We start from the raw sequence: 9208 nt of genomic DNA, 5'->3' as shown, positions 1-9208 counted from the left end.
CCCCCCCCCCCCCCCCCCCCCCCCCCCCCGCCGCCCCGCGGGTCCACGCCCCGCCGCGCCGCCGGAGGGGGGCGGGTGCTGCCCTTCCCCGTGACCGGTCAGGAGCTCGTGCTCGTCGGCGTCATCGCCGTCCTCTGGGTGGTGCTCGGCCTCGCGACGCCCGCGTTCCTCTCGAGCGGCTCGATCGTGCCGCTGCTCGTGGCCACGGCGCCCATCGCCCTCATCGGGATCGGCGTCACCGTCGTCATCATCTCGGGCGGCATCGACGTGTCCGTGGGCTCGATCGTCCTCGTGTGCGCGGCGGTCGCCGCCACGGCCATGACGGCGTCCGGCCTGCCCCTCGTGCCGGTGCTCCTGCTGTCCGTCGCCGTCGGCGGCCTCCTCGGGCTCGTCAACGGCGTGCTCGTGGCCTACGGCCGCGTCCACGCGATCATCATCACGTTCGGGACGCTCAACATCTTCCGCTTCGTGGGCCTGCAGGTCTTCGGCGGCAGCACGATCGACGGCATCCCGCCCGTGCTGGCCGTCTTCGGCCGCGGCGAGGCCGGGCGGACCCTCGGGGTGCCGCACAGCTTCCTGCTCGTCGCCGTGGTGGCCGCGCTCGCGTGGGTCGCGCTGCGGCACACCGCCGGTGGCCGGCACTACTACGCCATCGGGGGCGACGCGCAGGCCGCGCGGCTCGCGGGCATCGCGGTCCGCCCGCGGGTGCTCATCGCCTACGTGCTCACGGGGCTGCTGACCGGCCTGGCGGCCTGCTTCGTCATCGCCCAGGGCACCTCGACCCTCGCCCCCAACGTCGGCCTCGGGCTCGAGCTGTCCGCCATCGCGGCCGTCGTCATCGGCGGCACGTCGATCACCGGCGGTCGCGGCTCGGTCCTCGGCACGGTCCTCGGCGCCCTGCTCGTCCAGACCGTCGCCTCGGGCATCATCCAGCTCGGCTGGCCCTCGCAGCTGTCGAGCCTGTTCATCGGCGTCTTCATCATCGTGGCGGTCGGGGTCGACCTGCTGCGCCAGCGCCGCAGGAGGTCCGCGTGAGCACGTCCACCCAGCACGGGGAGAGCGGGGCGCAGGCGCCCGAGCGGCCCGAGGGGCGCGGCCCCTCGCGCGGCGGCGGCCTCGCGCGCGTCGGGTCGACCGTCCTGCGCGCCGTGCTCACCCAGCGCGTGCTCCTCCTCGTCGTGCTCCTGGTCCTGGTCCTGGGGTTCTTCCTCAACCTCAGCGCGAGGAACTACCTGGCGGCGCCCTTCGACGGCCGCTACCTCGGCCTGGCGCTCATCAACCTGCCGCCGCTGGTGATGCTGGCGCTCGCGGAGCTGCTCGTGATCACCTCCGGCCGCGGCGGCATCGATCTGTCGGTCGGCGCGATCGTGTCGCTGACCGGCATGGTCTTCGGCCTCGCCCACGGCCAGTGGGGCTGGCCGCTCGTGCCCGCCGTGCTGCTCGCCGCGGCCTTCGGCGCCCTGTGCGGCGCGGTCAACGGCGGGCTCGTGGCCTACCTCGGCTTCCCACCGCTCATCACGACGCTCGCGACGTACTACGCCTTCTCGTCGCTCGCCATCGTCATCACCAGCCAGCAGCCCATCAGCACCGCCCCGATCCAGGACCTCTACGTCCTCGCGCGCGCCGTGCCGGTGGTCGGCGACGTCGCCCTGCCGCTGAGCCTGCTCGTGTTCCTCCTGCCCACGGTCGTCGTCGTCTGGCTCCTGCTGGCGCGGACGGCCTGGGGGCGGCGGGTGTACGCCATCGGCACGAACGACGTCGCGGCCGAGTGGTCCGGCATCGACGTCCGGCGCACGCGCTTCCTGGCCTTCACGGCGGCCGGCCTCATCGCGGGCCTCGTCGCGGTCGTGACCACCGCGCAGTTCGCCTCGGCGCGCCCCGACGCCGGCACCGCGGGCAACGGCCTGGCGCTGCCCGCCATCACCATCGCCGTGCTCGGCGGCGTCGCCATCACCGGCGGCATCGGGCGCGTCTCGGGCGTCGTCCTGGCCGCCCTGCTCGTGGTCTGGCTCAACGCGGGCATCCTGCTCGCGGTGGCGGGCAACACCGGCACCCAGCTGCAGCTCCTGGCCCTCGGCGCCGTGCTCGTGGCGGCGGCGCTCCTCAACGGCCTCGCCGTGCGACGGTACGGAGCGGTGACCTAGCGGTGCGCCCTCCGACGACGGACGCCGGCGGTGCGAGGACCCCGACGACGACGAAGCGGACGACGACGAAGCGGACGACGACGACCGACGACGGGAGGTCCGCGTGCGGATCGCGGTGATGGCCACGTGCCTGGGCGACGCCGTCGCCCCGCAGGCGGTGCGGGCGACGGTCGAGCTGCTCGAGCGGCTCGGGCACGACGTCGTCTTCCCGCCCGGGCAGACCTGCTGCGGGCAGATGCACGTCAACACGGGCTACCTGCGCGAGGCGCTGCCCGTCGTCCGGCACGCGACCGAGGTCTTCGGGCCGGTCGCGGACGGGGAGTGGGACGCCGTCGTGGCGCCCTCGGGCAGCTGCACCGGCTGCGTGCGCCACCAGCACGCCATGGTGGCCCGCCGCGGCGGCGACGAGGCGCTCGCCGTGCGCGCGGAGGCCGTCGCCGCCCGCACGTACGAGCTGTCCGAGCTGCTCGTCGACGTCCTCGGCGTCACGGACGTCGGGGCCTACTACCCGCACCGCGTGACCTACCACCCGACCTGCCACTCGCTGCGGATGCTCCGGGTCGGCGACAAGCCGCTCCAGCTGCTGCGGGCGGTGCGCGGGCTCGAGCTCGTCGAGCTCCCCGACGCCGAGGTCTGCTGCGGCTTCGGCGGCACCTTCGCGCTGAAGAACGCCGACACCTCGACGGCGATGCTCGCCGACAAGATGAGCGCGGTGCTGTCCACCGGGGCCGAGGTCTGCAGCGCGGGCGACTCCTCCTGCCTGCTCCACATCGGCGGGGGCCTCGGCCGGCTGCGGACGGGCGTGCGCACCGTGCACCTCGCGGAGATCCTCGCGAGCACCGAGACGGCGCAGACGCCCTCGGCCGCCGCCGTGCCGGCCGGCGTCGTCGCGGGGGCGCCGCGGACGGAGACGGGCGAGGACCCGGCCGACGACCCGACCGAGGAGGCCCCGGTATGAGCACGACCGACCTGCCCACGCCGACGGTGCGTCCGGCGCACGCCCCCGCCGGGGTGGGGCACCTGCGCGGCACCCGCTCCTTCCCCGCCGAGGCGCGCGACGCGCTGGCCGACACCCAGCTGCGCCGCAACCTGGGCAAGGCCACGGGCGTCATCCGCGCCAAGCGCGCCGCCGTCGTCGACGAGGTGCCCGACTGGGAGGCCCTGCGGCGCAGCGGGTCCGCCATCAAGGCCGACGTCATGGCGCGCCTGCCCGAGCTGCTCGAGCAGCTCGAGGCGGCCGTGACCGCGCGCGGCGGCGTGGTGCACTGGGCCCGGGACGCCGCGGAGGCCAACGCGATCGTGCTCGACCTCGTGCGCGCCACGGGCGCCGACGAGGTGGTCAAGGTCAAGTCGATGGCGACGCAGGAGACGGGGCTCAACGAGGCCCTCGAGGCCGGCGGCGTCGCGGCGTGGGAGACCGACCTCGCCGAGCTCATCGTCCAGCTCGGCGACGACCGGCCCAGCCACATCCTCGTGCCCGCCATCCACCGCAACCGCAGCGAGATCCGCGAGATCTTCCTCCGCGAGATGCCGGACGTGGACCCCGACCTCACCGACGACCCGCGCCGCCTCGCGATGGCGGCCCGCGCCCACCTGCGCCGCAAGTTCCTCGGCGCGAAGGTCGCCGTCAGCGGGGCGAACTTCGCCGTCGCCGACACCGGCACGCTGTCCGTCGTCGAGTCCGAGGGCAACGGCCGGATGTGCCTGACCCTGCCGGAGACGCTCATCACGCTCATGGGCGTGGAGAAGGTCGTGCCGACGTGGTCGGACCTCGAGGTCTTCCTCCAGCTCCTGCCGCGCAGCTCGACCGGCGAGCGGATGAACCCCTACACGTCGACGTGGACGGGGGTCACCCCGGGCGACGGCCCGCAGGCCTTCCACCTCGTCCTCATGGACAACGGCCGCAGCGGCGTCCTCGCCGACCCCGAGGGCCGCGAGGCGCTGCACTGCATCCGCTGCTCGGCGTGCCTCAACGTCTGCCCGGTGTACGAGCGCGCCGGCGGGCACGCCTACGGGTCGGTCTACCCCGGGCCCATCGGGGCCGTGCTGTCGCCGCTGCTCACGGGCATCACGGGCGAGGACGACGTCAACGCCTCGCTCCCGTACGCCTCCTCGCTCTGCGGCGCGTGCTTCGACGCCTGCCCCGTGCGCATCGACATCCCGAACCTGCTCGTGCAGCAGCGCGCGGCGTCCGTGGAGAGCCACCACCGGCCCACGGGCCAGGACGTCGCCATGCGCGCCGCCCGGGTGGCCATGACGTCCGCCGGCCGCTTCCGCGCCGCGGAGAAGGGCCTCGGCCTCGGCCGGGTCCTCGGCGGCCGCAGCGGGCGCATCACGGCGCTGCCCTGGCCGGCCTCGCGGTGGACGGCGAGCCGGGACGTCCCCGTGCCGCCGGCGGAGACCGCGCGCGACTGGTTCGCCCGCACGCGCCCGGGGCGGGAGCGGTGAGCGCGCCGGCGGGGGCGCGGGGGAGCGCCCGCGAGGAGGTGCTCGCCCGCCTGCGCGCCGGGCGCGACGCCGGAGCGCCGCGCACGGCGCCCGGCCCCGTGCCGCGCGACTACGCCCGCCGGGGGGCGCACGACCCGGGCAGCCCCGGCGCGCTCGACCTCCTCGTCGAGCGGGTGGAGGACTACCGGGCGACCGTCACGCGGGCCGCTCGGGCCGAGGACGTCGCCGACGTCGTCGCCCGCCTGCTGGCGGACGCCGGCTCGGTCGCGCTCCCGCCCGGCGCCGACCGGGCGTGGCTAGCGGGCGTCGGCGGCAGGGGCGCCGTCGTGCACGTCGACGGCGACCCGCACCCGCTCACGGCGGCCGACCTCGACCGCGTGGACGCCGTCGTCACGGGCGCGGCGGTCGCCGTCGCCGAGACCGGGACGCTGGTCCTCGACGCCGCGGCCGGCGACCAGGGACGCCGGCTGCTGACCCTCGTGCCCGACCACCACGTCTGCGTCGTCCGCGCCGAGGACGTCGTCGGCACGGTCCCGGAGGCGCTCGCCCGTCTCGACCCGCTGCACCCGCTGACCTTCGTCAGCGGCCCCAGCGCCACGAGCGACATCGAGCTCGACCGGGTCGAGGGCGTCCACGGGCCGCGGCGCCTCGACGTCGTGCTCGTCGGCTGACCCCGCCCGGGGCCGTCCTCGCAGGGTGCGGCGCCCTCGCCCTGCGCCACTACAGTCGCTCCCCGTGCCGACCGCCGAGCCCCCCGCGCGCCGGGGACGCCACGGCGCGCGCGGCCCGAGCATCGGTGACGTGGCCCGCCTCGCCGGCGTGAGCGTCGGCACCGTCTCGCACGCCCTCAACAAGCCGGCCGTCGTGGCGCCGCCCACGCTGGCGCGCATCGAGGCGGCCGTCGAGGAGCTCGGCTACGTGCGCAACCGGGCCGCGCGCGACCTCGTCGCCGGGGACTCCCGCACCGTCGGGATGGTGCTCGTCGCGCTCGACAACTCCTTCATCGTCGACATCGCCCGGGGTGCCGAGGAGGCGGTCCGCGCGCAGGGCCGGTCGCTGCTCCTCGCCAACGCCGACGTCGACCTGCCGACGCAGGACCACTACCTCTCGCTCTTCGACGAGTCGCGGGTCGCGGGCGTCCTCCTGGCGCCGCTCGACTCGCCCCTCGAGGGCGCCCTCCGCGTGCAGCGGCACGGCCGGCCGGTCGTGCTCGTCAACTACGCGGCGGACGGCTTCTGCGGCGTCGTCGTCGACGAGGAGCACGGGGGCCACCTCGCGGCCCGGCACCTCCTCGACCGCGGCCGGCGCCGCCTCGCCTTCGTCGGTGGGCCCTTGAGCCTGCGTGCCGTCGCCGGGCGCCTCCGCGGGGCGCGCCGCGCGGCTGGGGAGGAGGGCCTCGAGGTGGAGCACCTGCCGACCCGGAGCCTCCAGCCGGCGGAGGGCCGCCGCGTCGCGGCCGAGCTGGCGGCCCGACCGCCGCGCGAGCGCCCCGACGGCCTCGTCATCGCCGCCGACTCCCTCGCCGTCGCCTGCGTCCAGGCGCTCACGACGGTGCACGGCCTCGCCGTGCCGGACGACGTCGCCGTCACCGGCTACGACGACAACCACTTCGTCTCCGACGCGCCCGTCCCGCTGACGACGGTGCGCCAGCCGGGGCTCGAGATGGGGCGCGGGGCGGCGGAGCTGCTGGCCGAGGAGGTCGGTGGTGGCGAGGAGCACGAGCACCGGACGGTCGTCGCGGTGCCCGAGCTGCTCGTGCGGGCGAGCACGGGCGGCTGACCGGGCCGACGGACGGGCGCGGCGGTCTACCCCGCACGGGAGGCCGGCGCCGCCGCCAGCCACCGCACGAGCCGGTCGAGCAGCGCGAGGTGCCCGGCGCTCGCGAAGGACCGCTCGTCGTGGCCGAGGGCGTCGTAGGCCGTGCGCCGGCCGCCCGGCTCCTCGCGGACCCACGCCAGCGGGTGGGTGCGGCCGTCGTGGTCGGCGTCGGCGAGCACGACGACGTCGTCGGCCACGCGCAGGTCGCAGTAGACCTCGTCGACGAGCTCGACGACGTCGGGCACCGCGGGACCGTCCCCGGCCAGCAGCGGGTGCGCCCCCCGACGCACGCGCACCGACGCCGGCCCGATCTCCGGGTGCCAGGTGACGTCGCGGACCCAGCGCCCGCCGAGGCGGTCCTCCCACGCGGGGACCTCGACGAAGGACGTCGCGGCGACGTGGCAGCCGAGCAGGGCCCGCCCGTCGGCGCAGAAGGCGCGCAGCCCCTCCAGCGCCGGGCCGGGTGCGGGCGACGGCGCGCCGTCGCGGGGGAGGCCCACGGACAGGACGAGGAGGTCCGGGCGGGCGGCCGGGTCCACCAGCCGCGCGAGGGCGTCCTCGACGGCGCCGTCCTCGTCGGGCGTGACGTCGACCTCCAGGCCGGTGCCGCGGACGACCTCCGCGACCGCGGCGGCGGTCACGGGGAAGGGGTGCCACGGGTCGGCGTAGCGCCCCGCCCCGGCGACGACGAGGGCGCGACCGGCGGGCGCGGCGGGCTCGGACGGGCTGCTCATGCGGCCTCCTCGGGACGGGCGGTCGGGCGGGCCCGCCTAGACTGCCGTGACCCCGACCTCCAGCGAGACGAGCGCACACCCATGCCCGCACCCGCCACCGCGACCGCCACGGCGACGCGCGCGACCATCCGCAACCTCGCGATCGTCGCGCACGTCGACCACGGCAAGACGACGCTCGTCGACGCGATGCTCAAGCAGGCGGGAGCCTTCGCCGAGCACCAGCACGTCGACGAGCGGGTCATGGACTCGGGCGACCTCGAGCGCGAGAAGGGCATCACCATCCTCGCGAAGAACACCGGGGTGCACTACCGCGGCCCCTCGGTGCCCGAGGGCGTCACGCCCGAGGAGGGCGTGACGATCAACATCATCGACACCCCCGGCCACGCCGACTTCGGCGGCGAGGTCGAGCGCGGGCTGTCCATGGTCGACGCCATCGCGCTGCTCGTCGACGCCTCCGAGGGCCCGCTGCCGCAGACGCGCTTCGTCCTCCGCAAGGCGCTCGCCGCGAAGCTGCCGGTGATCCTCGTCGTCAACAAGGTCGACCGCCCCGACGCGCGCATCGAGGAGGTCGTCTCCGAGACCTACGACCTCTTCCTCGACCTCGCCACCGACATCCCGGGCGCCGAGGACCTGCTCGAGTTCCCCGTCGTCTACGCGTCCGCCCGCGCGGGCCGCGCGTCGATGACGAAGCCCGACGACGGCTCGCTGCCGGACTCGGAGAACCTCGAGCCCCTCTTCCGCACGATCATGGAGCACGTGCCCGCGCCGTCGTACGTGCCGGACGCGCCGCTGCAGGCGCACGTGACCAACCTCGACGCGTCGCCGTTCCTCGGCCGCATCGCGCTGTGCCGCGTGCGGCAGGGCACGATCCGCAAGAACCAGCAGGTCACCTGGTGCCGCGCCGACGGCACGCAGCAGCGCGTCAAGATCACCGAGCTGCTCATGACGGAGGCGCTCACCCGCGTGCCCGCCGAGGAGGCCGGGCCCGGCGACATCATCGCCGTCGCCGGCATCCCCGAGATCACCATCGGCGAGACGCTGGCGGACGCCGACGACCCGCAGCCGCTGCCGCTCATCACGGTCGACGAGCCGGCGATCTCCATGACGATCGGCACGAACACCTCGCCGCTCGCCGGCCGCGGCTCCAAGGGCGCCAAGCTGACGGCGCGGCTCGTCAAGGACCGGCTCGACCGCGAGCTCATCGGCAACGTGTCGATGCGCGTGCTGCCGACCGAGCGGCCCGACGCGTGGGAGGTGCAGGGCCGCGGCGAGCTCGCCCTGGCCATCCTCGTGGAGCAGATGCGGCGCGAGAACTTCGAGCTGACCGTCGGCAAGCCGCAGGTCGTCACGCGGGAGATCGAGGGCAAGCTCCACGAGCCGGTCGAGCACCTCACGGTCGACGCGCCCGAGGAGTACCTGGGCGCCATCACGCAGCTGCTCGCCGTCCGCAAGGGCCGCATGGAGCAGATGAGCAACCACGGCACCGGCTGGGTGCGCATGGAGTTCCGCGTGCCGAGCCGCGGGCTCATCGGCTTCCGCACCGACTTCCTCACCGAGACCCGCGGCACGGGCATCGCCCACCAGGTCTTCGACGGGTACGAGCCGTGGTTCGGCGAGCTGCGCACCCGCCCGTCCGGCTCGATGGTCGCCGACCGCGCGGGCGCGGCGACGACGTACGCGATGACGAGCCTGCAGGAGCGCGGGACGCTCTTCGTCGACCCGACGACCGAGGTCTACGAGGGCATGGTGGTGGGCGAGAACAGCCGCGCCGACGACATGGACGTCAACATCACCAAGGAGAAGAAGATGACCAACGTCCGCTCCAACGCGGACGAGCTGGAGCGCCTCGTGCCGGCCCGCCGGCTCTCCCTCGAGCAGAGCCTCGAGTTCTGCCGCGAGGACGAGTGCGTGGAGGTCACCTCCACCGCGGTGCGCATCCGCAAGGTCGTCCTCGACCAGAACGCCCGCAGCCGCACCGCCCGCGCCGCCAAGCGCTGACGCCCGGCGACGGCCCTGCGACTCACCGGGGCCGGACGACGCACGAGGGGCGCACCCGCCGCGGCG

Annotated in this window: 8 protein-coding genes; 7 read left to right on the top strand and 1 reads right to left on the bottom strand. The window is 75.6% G+C overall.

Annotated features, from left to right (window positions below):
- Positions 1–75 precede the first annotated feature (75 nt).
- From WDV85_RS02170 to WDV85_RS02145, 6 genes are all read left to right on the top strand, one after another.
- On the top strand, positions 76–1035 hold the full coding sequence (locus tag WDV85_RS02170) for an ABC transporter permease (protein ID WP_339569046.1): 960 nt from the start codon (positions 76–78) through the stop codon (positions 1033–1035).
- Positions 1032–2144 carry an ABC transporter permease gene (locus tag WDV85_RS02165; protein WP_339569045.1) on the top strand — a complete coding sequence of 371 codons (1113 nt, stop codon included), beginning with the start codon at positions 1032–1034 and terminating at the stop codon, positions 2142–2144. The genes WDV85_RS02170 and WDV85_RS02165 overlap by 4 nt, the downstream gene beginning before the upstream one ends.
- 103 nt (positions 2145–2247) lie before the next feature.
- Positions 2248–3102 (top strand): (Fe-S)-binding protein, encoded by an 855-nt coding sequence (locus WDV85_RS02160; RefSeq protein WP_339569044.1) that lies wholly within the window; start codon positions 2248–2250, stop codon positions 3100–3102.
- Positions 3099–4592 carry a lactate utilization protein B gene (locus WDV85_RS02155; RefSeq protein WP_339569043.1) on the top strand — a complete coding sequence of 498 codons (1494 nt, stop codon included), beginning with the start codon at positions 3099–3101 and terminating at the stop codon, positions 4590–4592. Before WDV85_RS02160 ends, WDV85_RS02155 begins: the two co-directional genes overlap by 4 nt.
- Entirely contained in the window at positions 4589–5263 is a 675-nt protein-coding gene (locus tag WDV85_RS02150) for a LutC/YkgG family protein (RefSeq protein ID WP_339569042.1), read from the top strand. Before WDV85_RS02155 ends, WDV85_RS02150 begins: the two co-directional genes overlap by 4 nt.
- Before the next feature lie 130 nt (positions 5264–5393).
- Positions 5394–6371, top strand: a complete 978-nt coding sequence (locus tag WDV85_RS02145; RefSeq protein ID WP_339569041.1) for a LacI family DNA-binding transcriptional regulator — start codon at positions 5394–5396, stop codon at positions 6369–6371.
- 26 nt (positions 6372–6397) lie between these two features.
- Here WDV85_RS02145 and WDV85_RS02140 read toward each other — a convergent pair whose 3' ends face one another.
- Positions 6398–7144: a ThuA domain-containing protein gene (locus WDV85_RS02140; protein ID WP_339569040.1), complete on the bottom strand. Its 747-nt coding sequence runs from the start codon at positions 7142–7144 to the stop codon at positions 6398–6400.
- An 81-nt stretch (positions 7145–7225) separates the two neighbouring features.
- On the opposite strand from WDV85_RS02140, the gene typA reads away from it, so the two are divergent.
- A complete protein-coding gene (typA, locus tag WDV85_RS02135) occupies positions 7226–9142 on the top strand; it encodes a translational GTPase TypA (protein WP_339569039.1) in 1917 nt (638 codons plus the stop codon).
- Positions 9143–9208: the final 66 nt, after the last annotated feature.

This window comes from Pseudokineococcus sp. 5B2Z-1 (genome assembly GCF_037482305.1).
Lineage (GTDB): Bacteria > Actinomycetota > Actinomycetes > Actinomycetales > Quadrisphaeraceae > Pseudokineococcus.
This window is presented reverse-complemented; position numbering and strand designations above follow the sequence as displayed.

What these genes read in the sequence shown, in the direction of transcription:
- WDV85_RS02155 (WP_339569043.1), top strand. Translation starts at nt 3,099, where the DNA reads ATGAGCACGACCGACCTGCCCACGCCGACGGTGCGTCCGGCGCACGCC.
- WDV85_RS02140 (WP_339569040.1), bottom strand. Translation starts at nt 7,144, where the DNA reads ATGAGCAGCCCGTCCGAGCCCGCCGCGCCCGCCGGTCGCGCCCTCGTC.
- typA (WP_339569039.1), top strand. Translation starts at nt 7,226, where the DNA reads ATGCCCGCACCCGCCACCGCGACCGCCACGGCGACGCGCGCGACCATC.